This is a genomic window from Streptomyces sp. NBC_01275 (assembly GCF_026340655.1).
In the GTDB taxonomy this organism is placed as follows: domain Bacteria; phylum Actinomycetota; class Actinomycetes; order Streptomycetales; family Streptomycetaceae; genus Streptomyces.
Map to the genome: position 1 here is coordinate 7,016,161 of NZ_JAPEOZ010000001.1, position 20,181 is coordinate 7,036,341.

Sequence of the window (20,181 nt, forward strand, 5' to 3'; positions counted from 1 at the left end):
GACATGGCGGTGCCCCGGCGAAGGGCACGACAGCGAGAAAGCAGAGCGAGAGGCAGAGCAGAGGCAGAGCAGAGGCGGAGCGAGCAAGCAGGGTGGGTCAGGAGGCGGTGGGCGCCGGTCCCGTGCTCGACCGGACCGTCAACTCGGGTGCGATCAGCACGACTTCGTCCCGGCCGCGCCCCTCCAGCTTGGCGACCAGGTGTTCCACGGCGTACCGGCCCATCTCCTGCGCGGGGATGGCGACCGACGTCAGCCGCACCGAGGCCTGGGCGGCGACCTGGTCCGGGCAGATCGCGACCACCGACACGTCCTCGGGCACGGCTCGGCCCTGTTGGCGCAGCAGCGCGAGCAACGGCTCGACCGCCGACTCGTTCTGCACCACGAACCCCGTGGTCCCCGGGCGTTCGTCCAGGATCCGGGCCAAGGTCAGGGCCATCGCGTCGTATCCGCCCTCGCACGGCCGGTGCAGCAGTCTGAGGCCCAACTCCCTCGCCCGGGACCGGAGTCCGTCGAGGGTGCGCTCGGCGAAACCGGTGTGCCGTTCGTAGACCGCCGGCGCCTCGCCTATGACAGCGATGTCGCGGTGCCCCAGCATCGCCAGGTGCTCCACGCACAGCGCGCCGGTCGCCGTGAAGTCGAGGTCCACACAGGTGAGCCCCTCGGTGTCCGCGGGCAGCCCGATCAGCACGGACGGCTGGTCGGTGGCCCGCAGCAACGGCAGCCGCTCGTCGTCGAGTTGGACGTCCATCAGGATCATCGCGTCGGCGAGCCCGCTGCCGGTGACGCGGCGGACGGCGTCGGGACCCTCCTCGCCGGTGAGCAGCAGGACGTCGTAGCCGTGGAGGCGGGCCGTGGTGGCCACGGCGATGGCGATCTCCATCATCACCGGCACGTACATGTCGGTGCGCAGCGGGATCATCAGCGCGACGATGTTCGACTTGCTGCTCGCGAGCGCGCGGGCCCCGGCGTTCGGGTGGTAGCCGAGCTCCCGGATGCTCTGCTCGACCCGCTGTCGGGTGGACGTGGAGATGGACCGCTTGCCACTGAGGACATAGCTCACCGTGCTCGCCGAGACTCCGGCGTGCTGGGCGACCTCGGCGAGGGTGACCATCCAGCTCTCCAAGTTTTGTGAAGCGCTTCGACAGTGCGCATTTCCGTGCGCATTTCGAACAGGGGCGGGTGAGGGTGGTTCGACAGTAGCTCCAGCGGGGGTGGGTGTCCATAGGTCGTCGAAGCGCTTCGACAACGAGTTGGAGGCAAAGAGGTGTGGGGAATGGTGGAGAACGCTACGGCAACCTTTTCCGGCCCGGCGGCCACTGGAGTCACGTCAGCACGATCAGCCCCCGGAAGGACCTCCATGCAGCACCGCCGTCCCCGTCTGTCGAAGAAGGCGAAGGCCTTCACCGCCGCCGTCGTGGCCCTCGCGGCAGCCGCCGGCGTCACCCTCGCCCAGGCGGGCGAGTCGAGCAAGAAGTGCACGGCCTTCGACACGGTCACGCTCGGCAAGTACTACGTGAACAACAACCTCTGGGGTCAGGACAAGGGCGTCGGCAGCCAGTGCGTCTGGGACAACGCCCAGTCCGGCTCGACGATCTCCTGGGGCACCAGCTACACCTGGGCCAACAGCGCCAAGGGCGCCGACTCGGACGTGAAGTCGTACGCGAGCACGGTCCTCGGCTGGCACTGGGGCTGGAAGGTCGACAAGGCGTCCACCGGACTGCCGATCAAGGTCGGCGACCGCAAGAAGGTGACCGCGAGCTGGGAGTTCTCCCTGCCGGCGAACCCGGGCACCATGAACGTCGCCTACGACCTGTGGCTGCACACCAAGAACACCGCGGACTGGCAGGACCAGCCCACCGACGAGATCATGATCTGGCTCAACCGCCAGGGCGGCGCGGGCCCGCTGGGCGCCAAGTACGGCAGCGTCAGCCTGGGCGGTTCGATGTGGGACGTCTACCAGGGTGACATCGGCTGGAAGGTGTACTCCTTCGTCCGCCGCACCAACACCACCAAGGCCACGCTCAACCTCGACGACTTCACCCAGGCCCTCGTTCGGCGCAAGCTGCTGAGCAACGACAAGTACGTCTCCGGCATCGAGTCCGGCACCGAGGTCTTCAAGGGAACAGGGCGTCTGGACACGAAGTCCTACTCGGTCACCGTGGGCTGACCGGACGCGCGAGGGGTGGTGGGTTCGTCCCGGATCGGGTACCAACGATCGAGTAGCACCAGTCGGTAACCGACATCGAAACGATCAGGCATCGGTCGGTAACCCATCAGGTCCATGATCCCGATTCGCGGCGAGGTGAGCCTCATGTCCGCACCACCCCTCAAGAAACCCACCGTCACCGAGCGTGAGGCCCGCCAGGTGGCGGAGGCCGCCCGGGAGCAGGCTTGGCGCAAGCCCAGCTTCGCCAAGGAACTGTTCCTGGGCCGTTTCCGGCTCGACCTCATCCACCCCCACCCGCTCCCCACCGACGAGGCCGTACGGCGCGGTGAGCAGTTCCTGGCCAAGCTCCGCGACTTCTGCGAGACGAAGGTGGACGCGGCCCGCATCGAGCGCGAGGCGCGGATCCCCGACGAGGTGATCAACGGGCTCAAGGAGCTCGGCGCCCTCGGCATGAAGATCGACCCCAAGTACGGCGGCCTCGGCCTCACCCAGGTGTACTACAACAAGGCGCTGGCCCTGGCGGGCTCGGCCAGCCCCGCGATCGGCGTGCTGCTCTCGGCGCACCAGTCGATCGGCGTACCGCAGCCGCTGAAGCTGTTCGGCACCCCCGAGCAGAAACAGGAGTTCCTGCCGCGCTGCGCCACCACCGCCATCAGCGCCTTCCTCCTCACCGAGCCGGACGTCGGCTCCGACCCGGCGCGCCTCGCCACCAGCGCCGTGCCGGACGGGGACGACTACGTCCTCGACGGGGTGAAGCTGTGGACCACCAACGGCGTGGTCGCCGACCTGCTGGTCGTGATGGCCCGGGTGCCCAGGAGCGAAGGACACAAGGGCGGCATCACCGCCTTCGTCGTGGAGGCGGACTCGCCCGGCATCACCGTCGAGCACCGCAACGCCTTCATGGGCCTGCGCGGCATCGAGAACGGTGTCACCCGTTTCCATCAGGTCCGGGTGCCGGCCGCAAACCGCATCGGCCCCGAGGGCACGGGTCTGAAGATCGCCCTCACCACCCTCAACACCGGCCGGCTCTCCCTCCCCGCATCCTGCGTGGCCGCCGGCAAGTGGAGCCTGAAGATCGCCCGCGAGTGGTCGGCGGCCCGCGAGCAGTGGGGCAAGCCGATCGCCCACCACGAGGCGGTCGGCGCGAAGATCTCCTTCATCGCGGCGACGACGTTCGCCCTGGAGGCCGTGCTCGACCTGTCCTCGCAGATGGCCGACGAGGACCGCAACGACATCCGCATCGAGGGTGCGCTGGCCAAGCTCATCGCCTCCGAGCTGGGCTGGCGCATGGCCGACGAACTCGTCCAGATCCGCGGCGGCCGCGGCTTCGAGACCGCCGAGTCGCTCGCCGCCCGCGGCGAACGGGCGGTCCCCGCCGAACAGGTCCTGCGCGACCTGCGCATCAACCGCATCTTCGAGGGCTCGACGGAGATCATGCATCTCCTCATCGCCCGCGAGGCCGTCGACGCCCACCTCACCGTCGCCGGCGACCTCATCGACCCCGACAAGTCTCTCCAGGACAAGGCGAAGGCCGGCGCGAACGCGGGCGTCTTCTACGCCAAGTGGCTCCCGAAGCTGGTCGCCGGACCGGGCCAGCTGCCGTCGTCGTACGGGGAGTTCAAGCAGGGCGGGGTCGACCTCTCCCCGCACCTGCGCTTCGTGGAACGCCACTCCCGCAAACTCGCCCGCTCCACCTTCTACGCCATGTCCCGCTGGCAGGGCCGGATGGAGACCAAGCAGGGCTTCCTCGGCCGGATCGTCGACATCGGCGCCGAACTGTTCGCGATGAGCGCGGCCTGTGTGCGCGCCGAGCTGCTGCGCTCCCGGGGCGAGCACGGCCGCGAGGCCTACCAGCTGGCCGACGCCTTCTGCCGCCAGTCCCGCATCCGTGTCGACGAGCTCTTCACCCGCCTGTGGAACAACACCGACGACCTGGACCGCAAGGTCGTCAAGGGCGTCATGGCGGGCGCCTACGAGTGGCTGGAGGAAGGCGTCGTCGACCCGTCGGGCGAGGGCCCGTGGATCGCCGACACGACCCCCGGCCCGAGCGAACGGGAGAACGTCCGCCGTCCGATCGGGTGAGACGTAGCCCACCGGATCGCCCCGGAGACCGAGCCGGAGACCGACGCGGAGACCGAGCCGGAGACCGACGCGGTTCTGCTCGGATCGACCCGGATCGGCAGGGCGTCCGCGTCGGTCGACAGGGTGTCCCCATGTTCGGAGGGGACACCCTGTCCGCCCGCGCATCCGTTGCGGCAACAATGGGGGGATGAGCGACAGCCCAGCCCCCCTCGCCGACCCGCACCTCGTCTACGATCCCGTCGCGGGCGACGGCCCGAAGGACGTGGTGGTCCTCGGCTGCACGGGATCGATCGGCACCCAGGCCATCGACCTCGTGCTGCGCAACCCGGACCGCTTCCGCGTCACCGGCCTCTCCGCCAACGGCGGCCGGGTCGCCCTCCTGGCCGAGCAGGCGCACCGGCTGCGGGTGCGGACCGTCGCGGTCGCCCGCGAGGACGTCGTACCGGCCCTGCGCGAGGCGCTGGCCGCCGAGTACGGCGCGGGGGAGCCGCTTCCCGAGATCCTCGCGGGCCCGGAGGCCGCCACCCACCTCGCCGCCTCCGACTGCCACACCGTCCTCAACGGCATCACGGGCTCCATCGGCCTCGCGCCCACCCTCGCCGCCCTGGAGGCGGGCCGCACCCTCGCGCTCGCCAACAAGGAGTCGCTCATCGTCGGCGGCCCGCTGGTCAAGGCGCTCGCCGAACCCGGGCAGATCATCCCGGTGGACTCCGAGCACGCGGCGCTCTTCCAGTCCCTGGCCGCCGGCACCCGCGCCGACGTCCGCAAGCTGGTCGTCACCGCCTCCGGCGGCCCCTTCCGCGGCCGTACGAAGGAGCAGCTGGCGAACGTCACGGTGGAGGAGGCCCTCGCCCACCCCACCTGGTCCATGGGCCCGGTGATCACGATCAACTCCGCGACCCTGGTCAACAAGGGTCTGGAGGTCATCGAGGCGCACCTGCTGTACGACATTCCCTTCGACCGCATTGAGGTCGTCGTACACCCTCAGTCGTATGTCCACTCGATGGTTGAGTTCACGGACGGATCGACACTGGCCCAGGCGACGCCCCCCGACATGCGCGGGCCCATCGCCATCGGCCTCGGCTGGCCCCAGCGCGTCCCCGACGCGGCGCCCGCCTTCGACTGGAGCACGGCGTCGACGTGGGAGTTCTTCCCGCTCGACGAGGAGGCGTTCCCCTCGGTCGGCCTCGCCCGGCACGTGGGCGAGCTCGCGGGGACGGCCCCGGCGGTGTTCAATGCCGCCAACGAGGAGTGCGTGGAGGCGTTCCGCACGGGCGCGCTGCCGTTCAACGGGATCATGGAGACCGTCACACGGGTGGTCGAGGAGCACGGCGCCCCGCGTACGGGAACTTCACTGACCGTGTCGGACGTCCTCGAAGCGGAGACCTGGGCCCGGACCCGGACCCGCGAACTGACAGCACACCTGGCACAACAGACGGCAGAGACGGCTACCGCGGAGGCGCGTGCATGACAGCCCTGATGATGATCCTCGGCATAGTCGTCTTCGCGGTAGGCCTCCTGGTCTCGATCGCCTGGCACGAACTGGGGCACCTGTCCACGGCCAAGCTCTTCGGCATCCGCGTGCCGCAGTACATGGTCGGCTTCGGCCCGACGATCTTCTCGCGCAAGAAGGGCGACACGGAGTACGGCGTCAAGGCCATCCCCTTCGGCGGCTACATCCGCATGATCGGCATGTTCCCGCCCGGCGAGGACGGCCGGGTCACGGCCCGCTCCACCTCACCGTGGCGCGGGATGATCGAGGACGCCCGCTCGGCCGCGTACGAGGAGCTCCAGCCGGGCGACGAGACCCGCATGTTCTACACGCGCAAGCCGTGGAAGCGCGTCATCGTCATGTTCGCGGGCCCCTTCATGAACCTGATCCTGGCGGTGGCCCTGTTCCTCACCGTCCTGATGGGCTTCGGCATCCAGCAGCAGACCAACGTCGTCAGCTCCGTCTCGCCGTGCGTCATCGCCCAGAGCGAGAACCGCGACGCCTGCAAGAAGACCGACGCCGCCTCCCCGGCGGCGGCCGCGGGCATGCAGAAGGGCGACGAGATCGTCTCCTTCGACGGACAGCGGACCGACGACTGGAGCACGCTCTCCGACCTCATCCGCGTCAGCGCCGGCAAGGACGTCGCGATCATCGTCGACCGCAAGGGCCAGGAAGTGACCCTGCACGCGAAGATCGCCACCAACCAGGTCGCGAAGAAGGACTCCAGCGGGGCCTACGTCCAGGGCGAGTACGTCAAGGCCGGCTTCCTCGGCTTCAGCGCGGCCACCGGCGTCGTCAAGCAGGACTTCGGCGACTCCGTGACCTGGATGACCGACCGGGTGGGCGACGCCGTCGACTCCCTCGCCGCCCTGCCCGGCAAGATCCCGGCCCTGTGGAACGCGGCCTTCGACGGCGCCCCCCGCGAGCCCGACTCCCCGATGGGCGTCGTCGGCGCGGCCCGCGTCGGCGGTGAGATCTTCACCCTCGACATCCCGGCGACCCAGCAGTTGGCGATGGCGTTGATGCTGGTCGCGGGCTTCAACCTGTCCCTGTTCCTCTTCAACATGCTCCCGCTGCTCCCGCTCGACGGCGGGCACATCGCGGGCGCCCTGTGGGAGGCGCTGCGCCGCAACACGGCCAAGGTCCTGCGCCGTCCGGACCCGGGCCCGTTCGACGTGGCGAAGCTGATGCCGGTGGCCTACGTGGTGGCGGGGATCTTCGTCTGCTTCACGATCCTCGTCCTGATCGCGGACGTCGTTAACCCCGTGAGAATCTCGTAGCCGCACCGCGTTCGAAGACGGCCTGGAACGACACGTTCCAGGCCGTCTTGCCTTGAGTGGGTTTACGGCGGGCGAGGGTCCCCCCGCCGAGTGGTTCGAGACGGGGGGAGTGCTCGCGCCCCGGCCGGTGCCGTAATCTCGAAGCCTGGAGCCCGCCGACTACGGGACCTGGACCTTGATCCACGACTTGGGGTTGCACAGCAGATGACTGCGATTTCTCTCGGCATGCCGTCCGTTCCGACCAAGCTCGCCGAGCGGCGCAAGAGCCGGAAGATCCAGGTCGGCTCCGTGGCGGTGGGCGGCGACGCCCCTGTGTCCGTGCAGTCGATGACCACGACCCGCACGTCCGACATCGGCGCCACCCTCCAGCAGATCGCCGAGCTCACCGCGTCCGGCTGCCAGATCGTCCGCGTCGCCTGCCCCACCCAGGACGACGCCGACGCCCTCGCCACGATCGCCCGCAAGTCGCAGATCCCGGTGATCGCGGACATCCACTTCCAGCCGAAGTACGTTTTCGCCGCGATCGAGGCCGGCTGCGCCGCGGTCCGCGTCAACCCCGGCAACATCAAGCAGTTCGACGACAAGGTCAAGGAGATCGCCCAGGCGGCGAACGACCACGCCACCCCGATCCGCATCGGCGTGAACGCGGGCTCCCTGGACCGTCGGCTCCTGCAGAAGTACGGCAAGGCGACCCCCGAGGCGCTCGTCGAGTCCGCCCTCTGGGAGGCGTCCCTCTTCGAGGAGCACGGCTTCCGGGACATCAAGATCTCCGTCAAGCACAACGACCCGGTCATCATGATCGAGGCGTACCGGCAGCTCGCCGCCCAGAGCGACTACCCCCTCCACCTCGGCGTCACGGAGGCCGGCCCGGCCTTCCAGGGCACGATCAAGTCGGCGGTCGCCTTCGGAGCCCTGCTCTCCCAGGGCATCGGCGACACGATCCGGGTCTCCCTCTCGGCCCCGCCGGTCGAGGAGGTCAAGGTCGGCAACCAGATCCTGGAGTCCCTCAACCTCAAGCAGCGCGGCCTGGAGATCGTCTCCTGCCCGTCCTGCGGCCGCGCCCAGGTCGACGTCTACAAGCTCGCCGAAGAGGTCACCGCCGGCCTGACCGGCATGGAGGTCCCGCTGCGCGTCGCCGTCATGGGCTGCGTCGTCAACGGCCCCGGCGAGGCCCGCGAGGCCGACCTCGGCGTCGCCTCCGGCAACGGCAAGGGCCAGATCTTCGTCAAGGGCGAGGTCATCAAGACCGTCCCTGAGTCCAAGATCGTCGAGACCCTCATCGAGGAGGCCATGAAGCTGGCCGAACAGATGGAGGCGGCCGGAGTCCCCTCCGGCGAGCCGTCCGTGGCAGTGGCAGGCTGAGAAGACGTCCCCTCAGCGACAGGCCGGCATCATCCGACAGGCCGCCATCATCCGGCCTGTCGGCGTCATCGAGTCTGTCGGGCGTTCGAGGACGAGGGCGCCGATTTTTCCAGCGCCGGTCGGCATCATCCAGCCCGTCGGGCGTTCGAGGACGAGGGCGCCGAGCTTTCCAGTGCTGGTAGGCGTCATCGAGTCTGTCGGGCGTTCGAGGACGAGGGCGCCGAGCTTTTCAGCGCCGGTCGGCATCATCCAGCCCGTCGGGCGTTCGAGGACGAGGGCGCCGAGCTTTCCAGTGCTGGTAGGCGTCATCGAGTCTGTCGGGCGTTCGAGGACGAGGGCGCCGAGCTTTTCAGCGCCGGTCGGCATCATCCAGCCCGTCCGGCGTTTGAGGACGAGGCCCGTTCAGGGCCGAAGCGGGGGTCTGGGGGCGGCAGCCCCCAGAGGACGGCGACACCAGCAGACGCCCACCTGTGAACAGGGGCCCACACACAGGGCGGCGCACCCAAGCTTCCGCAGGTACAGTGCGGAGATCAAGCAGACCTGAGTGTGAGGCCCCGCACGTGTTGACCCAGACCACCTCCCGGGTCCTCGAACCGAGCGACCTGGACGCCGCGCTAGTCGTCCTCGACCGTGAGCCGGTCGCCAACGCCTTCGTGACCTCCCGCGTCCAGGTCGCGGGCCTGGACCCCTGGCGGCTCGGCGGCGAGATGTGGGGCTGGTACGAGGACGGCATGCTGACGTCCCTCTGCTATGCGGGCGCGAACCTCGTCCCGATCTGCGCCACCCCGCGCGCCGTACGCGCCTTCGCCGACCGCGCCCGCCGGGCGGGCCGCCGCTGCTCCTCCATCGTCGGCCCCGCCGAGCCGACCGCCCTGCTCTGGCGCCTCCTCGAACCTCACTGGGGCTCCGCCCGCGAGGTCCGCGCGCACCAGCCGCTGATGGTCACCGACCGGATGCCGACCGACGTCGCCCCGGATCCCTACGTCCGCCGCATCCGCAAGGACGAGATGGAAACGATCATGCCGGCGTGCGTGGCGATGTTCACCGAGGAGGTCGGCGTCTCCCCGATGGTCGGCGACGGCGGACTCCTGTACCAGGCCCGGGTCGCCGAACTGGTCGGCTCCGGCCGCTCCTTCGCCCGCCTCGACGACCACGGCAGGGTCGTCTTCAAGGCCGAGATCGGCGCGGCGACGACCCAGGCCTGCCAGATCCAGGGCGTGTGGGTGGCCCCCGAGTACCGGGGGAGGGGCCTGGCCGCCCCAGGAATGGCGGCCGTACTCCGCTACGCGCTCGCGGACGTGGCCCCGCTGGTGAGTCTGTACGTGAACGACTTCAACACGTCGGCGAGGCGCACGTACAGAAGGGTGGGCTTCCAAGAGGTGGGCGAGTTCATGAGCATCCTGTTCTGAAGACTGCACGACCGGCCACGACGGGCCGCACTCGGCAGACCGGAGCAACCCCCCTGTAGGCTCCCCGCCATGGACCTCGTCATCGGCGCCTTGGACCTTCCTGCCCGCGTGGACGAGGCCCTGGCCGTCCAAGCGGTCGCCTTCGGCCTCGGCCCCGACGAGGTGGCCGTACGCCGACAGATCGTCCTGCGCCATATGACGAACCCGGGCGCGAGATCCTTCGGAGCAACCGTCGGAGACGCCCTCGTGGGCTTCGTCTACGGCATGCCCAACGACCGCGTCCACTGGTGGTCCACCGTCGTCCAGCCCTACCTCCGCGCCCAGGGCAACGAGGAGTGGCTCGACGACTCCTTCGTCATCACGGAACTCCACGTCCACCCCGCCCACCAGAACCGCGGCGTGGGCCGGGCCCTGATCACCACGATCACCGACACGGCGAGCGAACCCCGCTCGATCCTCTCGGCGATCGACACCGAGAGCCCCGCCCGGGCCCTCTACCGCTCCCTCGGGTACCAGGACCTCGCCCGCCGCGTCCTCTTCCCGAGCGCCCCCCGCCCCTACGCGGTGATGGGCGCCCCGCTGCCCCTGCGCCGTCCCTGACGGATTACCGGCCACGCCGCGCTCCCGGTTAACCTCCTGCCAACACCCTCCCCCGCTCTCGGCTTCGCCCGAGCGGGGGGACCCCCATCGGCAGGAGTACGAGAACCATGGCGAACGCACCGGTCCAGCGCATGTCCCAGTTGATGGCGAAGACGCTGCGCGACGACCCCGCGGACGCCGAGGTGCTCAGCCACAAGCTCCTCGTCCGCGCCGGCTACGTCCGCCGCACCGCCGCCGGCATCTGGTCCTGGCTGCCCCTGGGCAAGAAGGTCCTGGCCAACGTGGAGCGAATCGTCCGCGAGGAGATGGACGCGATCGGCGCCCAGGAGGTCAGCCTCCCCGCCCTGCTGCCGCGTGAGCCGTACGAGGCGACCGGCCGCTGGGACGAGTACGGCCCGGAGCTGTTCCGTCTGAAGGACCGCAAGGGCGGCGACTACCTCCTCGGCCCCACCCACGAGGAGATCTTCACGCTGATCGTGAAGGACCAGGCGTCCTCCTACAAGGACCTCCCGGTCATCCTCTACCAGATCCAGACCAAGTTCCGCGACGAGGCCCGCCCCCGCGCGGGCATCCTGCGCGGCCGTGAGTTCCTCATGAAGGACTCCTACTCCTTCGACACCGAGGACGAGGGCCTCGCCCACTCCTACGCCCTGCACCGCCAGGCGTACCAGAAGGTGTTCGAGCGTCTGGGCCTGGACTACCGCATCTGCGCGGCGACCGCGGGCGCGATGGGCGGCTCGAAGTCGGAGGAGTTCCTCGCCCCGGCCGAGGCCGGCGAGGACACCTTCGCCGACTGCCCGAACTGCGACTTCGCGGCCAACACCGAGGCGATCACGTACGAGTTGAAGCCGGTGGACGCCGACGGCGTGGCCGCTCTCGAGGAGATCCCGACCCCCGACACCCCCACCATCGAGACCCTCGCCGCCTCCCTCGGCGTCCCGGCCTCCGCGACCCTGAAGAACCTGCTGGTGAAGGTCGACGGCGAGATCGTGGCCGTGGGCGTCCCCGGCGACCGCGAGGTCGACCTGGGCAAGGTCGAGGCGCACTTCGCGCCCGCCGCCGTCGAGCTGGTCACCGCCGAGGACTTCGTGGGCCGCCCGGACCTGGTCCGCGGCTACGTCGGCCCGCAGGGCCTGGGCGAGAAGGTCAGGTACATCGCCGACCCGCGGGTGGCCCCCGGCACCTCCTGGATCACCGGCGCCAACAAGGAGAACACGCACGCGAAGAACGTCGTCGCGGGCCGTGACTTCGAGGTCGGCGAGTACGTCGACGCCGTGGTCGTCCAGGAGGGTGACCCCTGCCCCCACTGCGGCACCGGCCTCAAGCTGGACCGCGCCATCGAGATCGGCCACATCTTCCAGCTGGGCCGCAAGTACGCCGACGCCCTCAAGCTCGACGTCCTCGGCCAGCACGGCAAGCCGGTCCGCGTCACCATGGGCTCCTACGGCATCGGCGTCTCCCGCGCGGTCGCGGCCCTCGCCGAGCAGAGCGCCGACGACAAGGGCCTGTGCTGGCCCGCCGAGGTCGCCCCGGCCGACGTCCACGTCGTCGCCGCAGGCAAGGCCCTGCAGACCGAGCTGGCGCTGGAGGTCTCCGAGAAGCTGCGCGCCGCCGGCCTGCGCGTCCTGGTCGACGACCGGGCCGGGGTCTCCCCGGGCGTGAAGTTCACCGACTCCGAGCTGATCGGCGTGCCGAAGATCCTGGTCGCGGGCCGACGCAGCGCCGAGGGCGTCCTGGAGCTGAAGGACCGTCGCACCGGCGAGCGCGAGGAGCTCACGGTCGACGAGGCGATCGCCCGCCTCACGACCGCCTGAGGAAACCTCACCGCGGCCGCACCGCTTAAAGAAACCTCTCAGAGACTTCTGTCGAGGCGTATGGCCGCCTCACAGACTTCTCTCAGGCTGTTCCCCGACCTTAGGACGTGACAGAACGTCACTAGGGAGGGGAACGGCCATGACCACCAGGGAACGAGGTGCCGCGGCAGCGGTCAGAAGAGGAGCCCGTCGGACGGCGTCCCTCGCGGCGGCCGTCACGCTCGCCGCCGCGGCCGGGGTGTTCGCCCTGGTCGGCACGATGCAGGCGGACGCCGACGCGGCAGCCTCGTCGACGACCAACAGCACCACGAGCACCAGCAGCGGCACGGACTCCGGTAGCGCCGACTCCAGCACCACGGACGACAGCAGCAGCACGGACTCCTCGTCGAGCAGCTCGTCCACGGACAGCTCGAGCGGCTCGGACGGCTCGACCAGCTCAGACAGCTCGGACAGCTCGGGCAGCTCGACCGGCTCCACTGACTCCACCAGCTCCGGCAGCGGTCTGACCTCCTCCTCCGGCGGCTCCGCCGACTCCACCTCGGGGGCGTCGTGATGAGCACGCCTCTCGCCGCCCGCACCACGGCCGCCGTCGAGTGGCGTGCCCTCGGCACCACCGTCCGCCTGGTCGTCACCGACCCGGCCCTGCTGGAGTCCTGCAACCTGCTCCTCGCCCGGCACCTCGCCGAGGTCGACGCGGCCTGCAGCCGCTTCCGCGCCGACTCCGAACTGGCCGCCCTGGACGCCACCGCCGGCCGCCCGGTCCGGGTCAGCCCCCTGCTCGCCGAGGCCCTCACGGTCGCGCTGCGCGCCGCCGAGACGACCGACGGGACCGTGGACCCGACCGTGGGCTCCGCGATGGCCGCGATCGGCTACGACCGCGACTTCACGCTGGTGAGCGAGGACGACCGCCCGGTCCGGCTCACCGTGCGCCGCACCCCGGGCTGGCGCGCCGTGCACCTCGACCGCGCCACCGGCACGGTCACCGTCCCCGAGGGCGTCCGGCTCGACCTGGGCGCCACCGCCAAGGCCTGGGCCGCCGACCGGGCCGCGACGATGCTGGCCGAGGCGGCCGGCTGCGGGGTCCTGGTCAGCCTGGGCGGCGACACGGCCGTCGCCGGGGAGCCCCCGGCGGGCGGCTGGCAGATCCGCGTCCAGGACGTCACCGGCGCGGTCGACGAGACGCCCGCGCAGGGCCCGTACGCCACCGTCGGGCTGCGCAGCGGCGGCCTGGCCACCTCCGGCACCACCGCCCGGCGCTGGCGGCGCGGCGGCCACGACCTGCACCACATCGTCGACCCGCGCACCGGCCTGCCCGTCCGTTCCCCCTGGCGAACCGTCTCCGTCGCCGCCGCGACCTGCGCCGACGCCAACGCGGCGAGCACGGCGGCCCTGGTCAAGGGGGCGGGCGCGGAACGCTGGCTGACCCGCCGCGGCCTCCCGGCCCGCCTGGTGGCGCAGAACGGCACGGTCGTCACCACACCGGGCTGGCCCACCACCACCCTGGAGGCCGCGGCATGACCTCCGAGACCCTCTGGTACGCCAACCGCGCCACCGGCGCCGTGTGCCTCGTCCTCTTCACGATCGTCGTCCTGCTGGGCATAGCGGTCCGACTGAGAACCCGGCTCCCGGGGCTCCCCCGGTTCGGCACGATGAGCCTGCACCGCACCCTCTCCCTCTCCGCGACCGCGTTCCTGGCCCTGCACATCACCACGGCGATCGTGGACAGCTATGTGAACATCACGGTCGTCGACGTCCTGATCCCCTTCGTCTCCGACTACCAGCCCCTCTGGCTGGGCCTCGGCACGGTCGCCCTCGACCTGATGCTCGCCGTCCTGGTCACCAGCCTGCTGCGCGAACGCCTCGGCCACCGCGCCTGGCGGGCCGTCCACTGGCTGGCGTACGCCTCCTGGCCGGTCGCCCTCGTGCACGGCATCGGCATCGGCACGGACACCGAAGCCGACTGGATGACCTGGCTGACCGTCGCCTGCGTGGCGACCGCCGTCGCCGCCGTCGCCGCCCGCCTCGCCCAAGCCGCCCGCGCCGCCCGCCGCACCCCCGCGGCCCTCCTGCGCACCGCCGAAGGAGCCCGACCGTGACCGCGACCTTCCCCGACCTGTACATGTCCCCCCGGCTCCTCGCCCCCGGCGCGGCCCCGGCCGACCTCCCCACCCACCAGCAGCGCTACGGCCCGCTGGCGTACGGCGATCCCGACGCTGTTCTGCGCACGGTCGCCGAGTCCGGGCTCACCGGGCACGGCGGAGCCGCCTTCCCGACGTACCGCAAGCTCGTCGCCGTGGCCGAGGCGGGCCGCCGCACCGGACGGACCCCGGTGGTCGTGGCCAACGGCGCGGAGGGGGAGCCGGCCAGCCGCAAGGACAAGACGCTGCTGCGGCTCTCGCCCCACCTCGTGCTCGACGGGTTGCAGGTCGCGGCCCACGCGGTCGGCGCGGGGGAGGCGCACCTCGCCGTGGAGGACGGCGCGACCTGGCTGGAATCCGTCCTCGCCCAGCGCACCGCCGACCCGCTGCCCGTCAAGGTCGTCCGGCTGCCCAAGTCGTTCCTCTCGGGCCAGGCCTCCGCCCTCGCGCAGTACGTCTCCGGCGGCGCGGCCCTGCCCACGCACCAGCGCCCGCCCGTCCGCGAACGCGGGGTGCACCGGGCCCCGACCCTGGTGCAGAACGTCGAGACCCTCGCCCACCTCGCCCTCGTCGCCCGCTACGGCGCCGACTGGTACCGCACTGCAGGCACCCCGACCCAGCCGGGCAGCGCCCTGTGCACGGTCCATGCGGCCGGCCGCGAACCCCGGGTCATCGAGGCTCCGTACGGTCTGCCGATCGGGCGGCTGCTGCCGCTGGAGGGCGCCCAGGCGGTCCTCGTCGGCGGCTACCACGGCACCTGGATCCCCGCCCCGGAGGCGGCCCAACTCACCGTCGACTCAAGCTACCTGGGCGCCGGTGTCCTCGCCGCGCTGCCCGTCGGCCGGTGCGGCCTCGCCGAGACCGCCCGCGTCCTGCGCTACCTCGCCCTGCAGTCGGCCGGCCAGTGCGGCCCCTGCCTCAACGGCCTGCCCCGCATCGCCACCGCCTTCCGCACCCTCGCCGCCCCGGGCCCCCAGGGCACCGTCCGCGCCGACCTCGCCCGCTGGTCGGGCCTCGTCGAGGGCCGCGGCGCCTGCCACCACCCCGACGGCACGGTCCGCCTGGTCCGCAGCGCCCTGACCACCTTCGCCGCCGAGGCGGACGCCCACGCCCACGGCCGTTGCACGGCCACCGACCGCACGCCTCTGCTGCCGATCCCTCAGGAGGCCTGAATGGACCAGCCCATGACCATCGACGTCGACTGGACGTCCTGCCAGGCCCACGGCCTGTGCGCGGAACTCCTCCCCGACCACATCACCCTGGACGAGTGGGGCTACCCCATCGTCAACGGCACTCCCGTCCCGCCCCGCACGACAAAACGGGCCCGCAGAGCAGCAGCGGACTGCCCGGTCCTGGCTTTGAAGTTGGCGGCGCGCTAGAGCCACCCGGCAAACTCCAGCAACAACTCGGCATCCCTGACCCGCCCCACGCGCAGTGCCCGCACACCAGACTCCACAGCCCGAAACAGCGTCCACCCCCGCACCCTCTCCTGATCGAGCTCCAACGACTCGGCCAGCCGCTTGACCCGCCGGCGGCAATGCGCCGCGCCCGACGGCGAAGCGATCAGATCCTCCACCCGATCCCGCACCAACCGAGCCAGATCGAACGCACACTCGCCGACCACCGGATCCGGCCCCACGGCCAGCCATGGCGCCCGCTCACCGGCGAGAACCTTGCTCTGCCGAAACGTCCCATGCAGCAACCGCACCTCAGTCGCCGCCCCCACCAACTCCTCCCGGGCGGAGAGAGCCGCGTCCACCAGCACACCCACCTCGGAGCCGACGGCAGTCGCCCGCATGGCCTCGGCCTGCCGCCCGGTCCGCTCGGCCACTGTCTCGAAACCGCCGCCGGCCGGGGGCTCCACCCACAGCCGCCGCAGCGTCCCCGCAGCCTCCAGCAACGCCTTCGCCTCGGCCAGCGACCGCACCGACACATCCGGATGCAGCCGTTCCAACAACATCCCCCCGTCACCCCCCGGCCCCTCCACCAGCTGTACGGCGCCCAGCCCGGCCCAGTGGGCGAGCGCGGCCCGCTCCGCCGCCGGCCGGAACCGCGGAGGGGCCAGCTTCAGCACGGCAGGCGTCCCGTCCGCGCGCCGGACCAGCACGACCAGGCTCGTCCGGCCGCCCGGCACCTGCACCCGCTCGACGGTCAACTCGCGTAGAGCGACGGCCTGTCGAGCCGCCTCCGGCAGCTTCTCCAACCAGCCGTCACCGTCCGGTGCCGATTCGCCGAGCGCCCTGACCAGACGGTGCGGCGGTTCGAAAGCCATGCGCGAGTCGTTCCCTTCCTGCTCCCGGTCCAGTTCCCGGTCCTGCTCCCGGTTACGCGGTCGGTGTCGCCGAAGCCGCCCCCGGGGAGGCCGGGATCCCGGACGTGGCCGAATTCTTACCGTTCCGTTCGGCGAGACCTGGGAAGGGTACGCTCCCCCCGCGCCAGCGCACCGCCCGGACCGCCGCCTCCCGCAACGCCCCGGCGGCCTCCGCGCGCCGCTTCTCCCCGGCCGCCCGCACCAGGTCGGAGTAGACCCCGGCCACCCGGTCCTCCAGCTCGGCGGCGAGCCGTACGGCCGCGGCGGAGTCCGCCACCGCGAACGGCAGCGCGTACGCGGCGCTCGCGGCGACCGGCTCGGCGCCCAGGTCACGCACTTCGCGCACCAGCGCGTCCCGGCGCGCCCGGTGCGCGTCGTAGGCGGCCCGCGCCTCGGTGCGCCGCTCTTCGCCGATCCGGCCGCCGACGACCCCGTACCCGTACACCGCGGCGTGCTCTGCGGCCAGCGCCGCTTGCAGCGCGGTCGACTGGGCGCTCGTCTCCGCGCTGGTCGGCGTGCTCGTCGCTTTGCTCATCGGGTCCCCTCCGTCAACAGATACGCGTGCGCCGCCCCGGCGGCCGCCACCGACGCCAGCAGCCGGGCCAGCTCGCCGGGCACCTCCAGCAGGGTCGTGGCCCGGCGGTCGGCGAGCGTCCGCTCGGCGGCGGCGAGACCCACGAGGGCCTCCTTCTCGGTCCCGGGGGCCGTCGTGGCAGCAGGCGTGCCCACAGGACTCGTAGAAGGAGCACTAGAAGGAGAAGCGGAAGGAGCACCAGAAGGGGCGCCAGAAGGAGAAGCGGAAAGAGAAGCAGAAGCGGACGGGGAGTTCGAGGCCGACGGGGGCGCGGACGTCTTCCCGCTTCCGTTCCCGACGCCGCCGAACGCCTCCACGTGCGCCGCGACCTCCGCCCGCAGCGGTCCCAGCCGCCGCGCCAGCGCCGGATGGACGGCGAGGACGGCGTCGTAGCGCCGCAACAGAGCGTCGCTGTCCTGGGCCGCACGCGTGCGTGCCCGCTCGGTGACCGACGGGCTGCCGCTCGCGGCGCCCGCTGTGTCCGCGCCGTTCTCGCCGGCGGACGAGCAGCCCACCAGCAGCGCGGCCCCGGCGGCCGACGCGAGCAGGGATCTTCTGCGCGGCCCCGACGGGGTGCGCGAGGGCAGGGGGAACGGCACGGCAGACGTCCTCGGAGAACTCGTACGGAACCAGGGGGCGGACCAGTGGGCGGCGGGCCCGCGATCACCGTACCCGCGCACCCGTCCCGCGGCGCTCAGCGGCACCGTCGGGCGCCACCCGAGGGCACCCCTTCGCCACCCTCCGTGCACAGGTGGACGGCAACACTCCTCGCGACCGGATACCCTTTGACCAGACACGCGATCCAACCCACAACAGCACACGCGGCCGAGGAGTCACCCGGATGAGCACCACCCAGAGCGAGAGGCTGCGAGAGCTCCTGGAACCGCTCGTCACCTCCCAGGGCCTGGATCTCGAAGAGATCGCCGTGGACTCCGTCGGGCGCAAGCGTGTACTGCGTGTCGTCGTCGACTCCGACACCGGAGCAGACCTGGACCAGATCGCCGATGTGAGCCGTGCGCTCTCGGCGAAGCTCGACGAGACCGAAGCGATGGGCGAGGGCGAGTACACCCTCGAGGTCGGCACCCCGGGCGCGGAGCGCGCCCTCACCGAACACCGGCACTACACGCGCGCCGTCGACCGGCTGGTCAGGTTCCAGCTCACCGAGGGCGGCGACGACCTGGTCGCGCGGATCCTCGAGGTCGACGACGAGGGCGTCGACGTGGAGGTGCCCGGCGTGAAGGGCCGCAAGGCCACCGCCCGCCGACTCGCCTTCGGCGACATCGACAAGGCGCGCGTGCAGGTCGAGTTCAACCGCAAGGACAAGAAGGACGAGAAGGACATGAAGGAAGAGGAGGAGGCGTAGCCGTGGACATCGACATGAGTGCCCTGCGGGGCTTGGTACGGGAGAAGGAGATCTCCTTCCCCCTGCTGGTCGAGGCGATCGAGTCGGCCCTCCTCATCGCCTACCGCCGTACCGAGGGAAGCCGCCACCACGCGCGCGTGGAGCTCAACCGGGAGACCGGCCATGTGACGGTGTGGGCGAAGGAGGACCCCGAGGACCTGGAGGAGGGGCAGGAGGCGCGCGACTTCGACGACACCCCGTCGGACTTCGGCCGCATCGCCGCCACCACCGCCAAGCAGGTCATCCTGCAGCGCCTGCGCGACGCCGAGGACGACGCCACGCTCGGCGAGTACGCGGGCCGCGAGGGCGACATCGTCACCGGCGTGGTCCAGCAGGGCCGCGACCCGAAGAACGTGCTCGTGGACATCGGCAAGCTGGAGGCCATCCTGCCGGTGCAGGAGCAGGTCCCCGGCGAGAGCTACCAGCACGGCATGCGTCTTCGGTCGTACGTCGTTCGGGTGGCGAAGGGCGTCCGCGGTCCCTCGGTCACGCTTTCGCGTACCCACCCCAATCTGGTGAAGAAGCTCTTCGCCCTGGAGGTGCCGGAGATCGCCGACGGGTCGGTGGAGATCTCCGCCATCGCCCGCGAGGCCGGCCACCGCACGAAGATCGCGGTACGGTCCACCCGTTCGGGTCTGAACGCCAAGGGCGCCTGCATCGGCCCCATGGGCGGCCGGGTCCGCAACGTGATGGGCGAGCTGAACGGCGAGAAGATCGACATCGTCGACTGGTCGGACGACCCGGCCGAGATGGTGGCGAACGCGCTGTCCCCGGCCCGCGTCTCCAAGGTCGAGGTCGTGGACCTCCAGGCCCGCTCCGCGCGTGTGACGGTGCCGGACTACCAGCTGTCGCTGGCGATCGGCAAGGAAGGGCAGAACGCCCGCCTCGCCGCCCGTCTGACCGGCTGGCGGATCGACATCCGCCCCGACACCGAGCAGCCCGAGGACTAGCCGCCTAGGGCGGCCGGAGCCACCGGGCGGTGCGGCCGGGACCGCCGGGCGAGAGCCGCCGGGCTCACCAGTCGAGAGCGGCCGGGGAATAGATCCAAGCCGCCCTCCGCTTAGATCACGTCAGATGTAACGCGGCAAGTGTTCGAGTTCTGCCCCAAAGGGGTGAGACCGCCGCGGGGAGGTAGACTTAACTGTGTCTGGCCGGACGCACGCCGGAGCATGCCCTGAACGCACCTGTGTGGGGTGCCGGGAGCGGGCGGCCAAGACGGAGCTGCTGCGCATCGTGGCGATCAAGGGCGCATGCGTCCCCGATCCACGCGGTACGCTGCCCGGCCGGGGTGCCTATGTACACCCCACCCTGGTCTGTCTCGATCAGGCGGTACGCCGCCGGGCGTTCACGAGGGCGTTGCGAGCCCCGGGAGCGCTCGACACAAAGGCGTTGCGCCAGTACGTCGAGCAGACGACCGTTGCCGAGCAGGCAACACCGTAAGAACGGCGTCGCACGGAACCTCCGTGCGGCTCTGGTACCCCGCGAGTTGGAAGTAGGTCGAGATTGCGATGAGCACTCGATGAGCACGCGATGAGTACGCCCATGAAGTA

General features: G+C 71.1%; 21 protein-coding genes. 16 read left to right on the top strand and 5 right to left on the bottom strand.

From position 1 onward, the window contains the following. Positions 1–97: 97 nt before the first annotated feature. Complete coding sequence (locus OG562_RS31220) at positions 98–1,111, bottom strand: LacI family DNA-binding transcriptional regulator (RefSeq protein WP_266403845.1); 1,014 nt, start codon at positions 1,109–1,111, stop codon at positions 98–100. A 246-nt stretch (positions 1,112–1,357) separates the two neighbouring features. On the opposite strand from OG562_RS31220, the gene OG562_RS31225 reads away from it, so the two are divergent. From OG562_RS31225 to ispG, 5 genes are all read left to right on the top strand, one after another. Then, a complete protein-coding gene (locus OG562_RS31225; protein WP_266403849.1) occupies positions 1,358–2,167 on the top strand; it encodes an endo-1,4-beta-glucanase in 810 nt (269 codons plus the stop codon). Between the two features lie 144 nt (positions 2,168–2,311). Continuing rightward, entirely contained in the window at positions 2,312–4,249 is a 1,938-nt protein-coding gene (locus OG562_RS31230; protein ID WP_266403851.1) for an acyl-CoA dehydrogenase family protein, read from the top strand. Between the two features lie 187 nt (positions 4,250–4,436). Next, positions 4,437–5,720 (top strand): 1-deoxy-D-xylulose-5-phosphate reductoisomerase, encoded by a 1,284-nt coding sequence (dxr, locus tag OG562_RS31235; RefSeq protein WP_266403853.1) that lies wholly within the window; start codon positions 4,437–4,439, stop codon positions 5,718–5,720. Further along, a complete protein-coding gene (locus tag OG562_RS31240; protein ID WP_266403856.1) occupies positions 5,717–7,021 on the top strand; it encodes an RIP metalloprotease in 1,305 nt (434 codons plus the stop codon). The genes dxr and OG562_RS31240 overlap by 4 nt, the downstream gene beginning before the upstream one ends. 204 nt (positions 7,022–7,225) lie before the next feature. Continuing rightward, complete coding sequence (ispG, locus tag OG562_RS31245) at positions 7,226–8,383, top strand: flavodoxin-dependent (E)-4-hydroxy-3-methylbut-2-enyl-diphosphate synthase (protein WP_266403858.1); 1,158 nt, start codon at positions 7,226–7,228, stop codon at positions 8,381–8,383. Between the two features lie 12 nt (positions 8,384–8,395). On the opposite strand, the gene OG562_RS31250 is transcribed toward ispG, so the two are convergent. Further along, a complete protein-coding gene (locus OG562_RS31250) occupies positions 8,396–8,752 on the bottom strand; it encodes a hypothetical protein (protein ID WP_266403861.1) in 357 nt (118 codons plus the stop codon). Between the two features lie 191 nt (positions 8,753–8,943). On the opposite strand from OG562_RS31250, the gene OG562_RS31255 reads away from it, so the two are divergent. The 8 genes from OG562_RS31255 (at position 8,944) to OG562_RS31290 (ending at position 15,723) form a co-directional block, all read left to right on the top strand. After that, entirely contained in the window at positions 8,944–9,792 is an 849-nt protein-coding gene (locus OG562_RS31255; protein ID WP_266403864.1) for a GNAT family N-acetyltransferase, read from the top strand. A gap of 69 nt (positions 9,793–9,861) precedes the next feature. Beyond that, entirely contained in the window at positions 9,862–10,392 is a 531-nt protein-coding gene (locus OG562_RS31260; protein ID WP_266403867.1) for a GNAT family N-acetyltransferase, read from the top strand. A 107-nt stretch (positions 10,393–10,499) separates the two neighbouring features. Further along, positions 10,500–12,206: a proline--tRNA ligase gene (locus tag OG562_RS31265; RefSeq protein WP_266403870.1), complete on the top strand. Its 1,707-nt coding sequence runs from the start codon at positions 10,500–10,502 to the stop codon at positions 12,204–12,206. A 139-nt stretch (positions 12,207–12,345) separates the two neighbouring features. Then, positions 12,346–12,759, top strand: coding sequence for a hypothetical protein (locus tag OG562_RS31270; protein ID WP_266403872.1), 414 nt, complete (start codon positions 12,346–12,348; stop codon positions 12,757–12,759). Then, a complete protein-coding gene (locus tag OG562_RS31275; RefSeq protein WP_266403875.1) occupies positions 12,759–13,724 on the top strand; it encodes an FAD:protein FMN transferase in 966 nt (321 codons plus the stop codon). The genes OG562_RS31270 and OG562_RS31275 overlap by 1 nt, the downstream gene beginning before the upstream one ends. Continuing rightward, positions 13,721–14,302 carry a ferric reductase-like transmembrane domain-containing protein gene (locus OG562_RS31280; RefSeq protein WP_266403878.1) on the top strand — a complete coding sequence of 194 codons (582 nt, stop codon included), beginning with the start codon at positions 13,721–13,723 and terminating at the stop codon, positions 14,300–14,302. Before OG562_RS31275 ends, OG562_RS31280 begins: the two co-directional genes overlap by 4 nt. Beyond that, positions 14,299–15,516: an NADH-ubiquinone oxidoreductase-F iron-sulfur binding region domain-containing protein gene (locus OG562_RS31285; RefSeq protein ID WP_266403880.1), complete on the top strand. Its 1,218-nt coding sequence runs from the start codon at positions 14,299–14,301 to the stop codon at positions 15,514–15,516. The genes OG562_RS31280 and OG562_RS31285 overlap by 4 nt, the downstream gene beginning before the upstream one ends. Beyond that, positions 15,517–15,723, top strand: a complete 207-nt coding sequence (locus tag OG562_RS31290; protein ID WP_266403882.1) for a ferredoxin — start codon at positions 15,517–15,519, stop codon at positions 15,721–15,723. On the opposite strand, the gene OG562_RS31295 is transcribed toward OG562_RS31290, so the two are convergent. From OG562_RS31295 to OG562_RS31305, 3 genes are read right to left on the bottom strand one after another with little or no spacing between them, the layout of a single operon-like run. Beyond that, positions 15,720–16,616, bottom strand: a complete 897-nt coding sequence (locus OG562_RS31295; protein WP_266403884.1) for an aminoglycoside phosphotransferase family protein — start codon at positions 16,614–16,616, stop codon at positions 15,720–15,722. The genes OG562_RS31290 and OG562_RS31295 overlap by 4 nt on opposite strands. A gap of 52 nt (positions 16,617–16,668) precedes the next feature. Beyond that, positions 16,669–17,190, bottom strand: a complete 522-nt coding sequence (locus tag OG562_RS31300) for a ferritin-like domain-containing protein (RefSeq protein ID WP_266403885.1) — start codon at positions 17,188–17,190, stop codon at positions 16,669–16,671. Beyond that, positions 17,187–17,828, bottom strand: coding sequence for a hypothetical protein (locus OG562_RS31305; RefSeq protein WP_266403887.1), 642 nt, complete (start codon positions 17,826–17,828; stop codon positions 17,187–17,189). The genes OG562_RS31300 and OG562_RS31305 overlap by 4 nt, the downstream gene beginning before the upstream one ends. 242 nt (positions 17,829–18,070) lie before the next feature. Here OG562_RS31305 and rimP point away from each other — a divergent pair, with 242 nt between their 5' ends. The 3 genes from rimP to OG562_RS31320 all read left to right on the top strand — a co-directional run bounded on the left by rimP (position 18,071) and on the right by OG562_RS31320 (position 20,071). Further along, the gene (gene rimP, locus OG562_RS31310; RefSeq protein ID WP_266403889.1) at positions 18,071–18,592 is read left to right on the top strand and encodes a ribosome maturation factor RimP; all 522 of its coding nucleotides are present in this window, start codon (positions 18,071–18,073) and stop codon (positions 18,590–18,592) included. Positions 18,593–18,594: 2 nt separating this feature from the next. Then, complete coding sequence (nusA, locus tag OG562_RS31315; protein WP_266403891.1) at positions 18,595–19,581, top strand: transcription termination factor NusA; 987 nt, start codon at positions 18,595–18,597, stop codon at positions 19,579–19,581. 193 nt (positions 19,582–19,774) lie between these two features. Next, positions 19,775–20,071: a YlxR family protein gene (locus OG562_RS31320; protein ID WP_266403893.1), complete on the top strand. Its 297-nt coding sequence runs from the start codon at positions 19,775–19,777 to the stop codon at positions 20,069–20,071. The last annotated feature ends 110 nt before the right edge of the window (positions 20,072–20,181 follow it).

Excerpts from the sequence above, each read along its gene's own strand:
- OG562_RS31230 (WP_266403851.1), top strand. The coding sequence starts at position 2,312 with ATGTCCGCACCACCCCTCAAGAAACCCACCGTCACCGAGCGTGAGGCC.
- OG562_RS31265 (WP_266403870.1), top strand. The coding sequence starts at position 10,500 with ATGGCGAACGCACCGGTCCAGCGCATGTCCCAGTTGATGGCGAAGACG.
- OG562_RS31250 (WP_266403861.1), bottom strand. The coding sequence starts at position 8,752 with ATGATGCCGACCGGCGCTGAAAAGCTCGGCGCCCTCGTCCTCGAACGC.
- OG562_RS31270 (WP_266403872.1), top strand. The coding sequence starts at position 12,346 with ATGACCACCAGGGAACGAGGTGCCGCGGCAGCGGTCAGAAGAGGAGCC.
- OG562_RS31260 (WP_266403867.1), top strand. The coding sequence starts at position 9,862 with ATGGACCTCGTCATCGGCGCCTTGGACCTTCCTGCCCGCGTGGACGAG.
- OG562_RS31280 (WP_266403878.1), top strand. The coding sequence starts at position 13,721 with ATGACCTCCGAGACCCTCTGGTACGCCAACCGCGCCACCGGCGCCGTG.
- dxr (WP_266403853.1), top strand. The coding sequence starts at position 4,437 with ATGAGCGACAGCCCAGCCCCCCTCGCCGACCCGCACCTCGTCTACGAT.
- rimP (WP_266403889.1), top strand. The coding sequence starts at position 18,071 with ATGAGCACCACCCAGAGCGAGAGGCTGCGAGAGCTCCTGGAACCGCTC.
- OG562_RS31290 (WP_266403882.1), top strand. The coding sequence starts at position 15,517 with ATGGACCAGCCCATGACCATCGACGTCGACTGGACGTCCTGCCAGGCC.
- OG562_RS31275 (WP_266403875.1), top strand. The coding sequence starts at position 12,759 with ATGAGCACGCCTCTCGCCGCCCGCACCACGGCCGCCGTCGAGTGGCGT.
- OG562_RS31220 (WP_266403845.1), bottom strand. The coding sequence starts at position 1,111 with ATGGTCACCCTCGCCGAGGTCGCCCAGCACGCCGGAGTCTCGGCGAGC.
- OG562_RS31240 (WP_266403856.1), top strand. The coding sequence starts at position 5,717 with ATGACAGCCCTGATGATGATCCTCGGCATAGTCGTCTTCGCGGTAGGC.
- OG562_RS31225 (WP_266403849.1), top strand. The coding sequence starts at position 1,358 with ATGCAGCACCGCCGTCCCCGTCTGTCGAAGAAGGCGAAGGCCTTCACC.
- OG562_RS31300 (WP_266403885.1), bottom strand. The coding sequence starts at position 17,190 with ATGAGCAAAGCGACGAGCACGCCGACCAGCGCGGAGACGAGCGCCCAG.
- ispG (WP_266403858.1), top strand. The coding sequence starts at position 7,226 with ATGACTGCGATTTCTCTCGGCATGCCGTCCGTTCCGACCAAGCTCGCC.
- OG562_RS31295 (WP_266403884.1), bottom strand. The coding sequence starts at position 16,616 with ATGGCTTTCGAACCGCCGCACCGTCTGGTCAGGGCGCTCGGCGAATCG.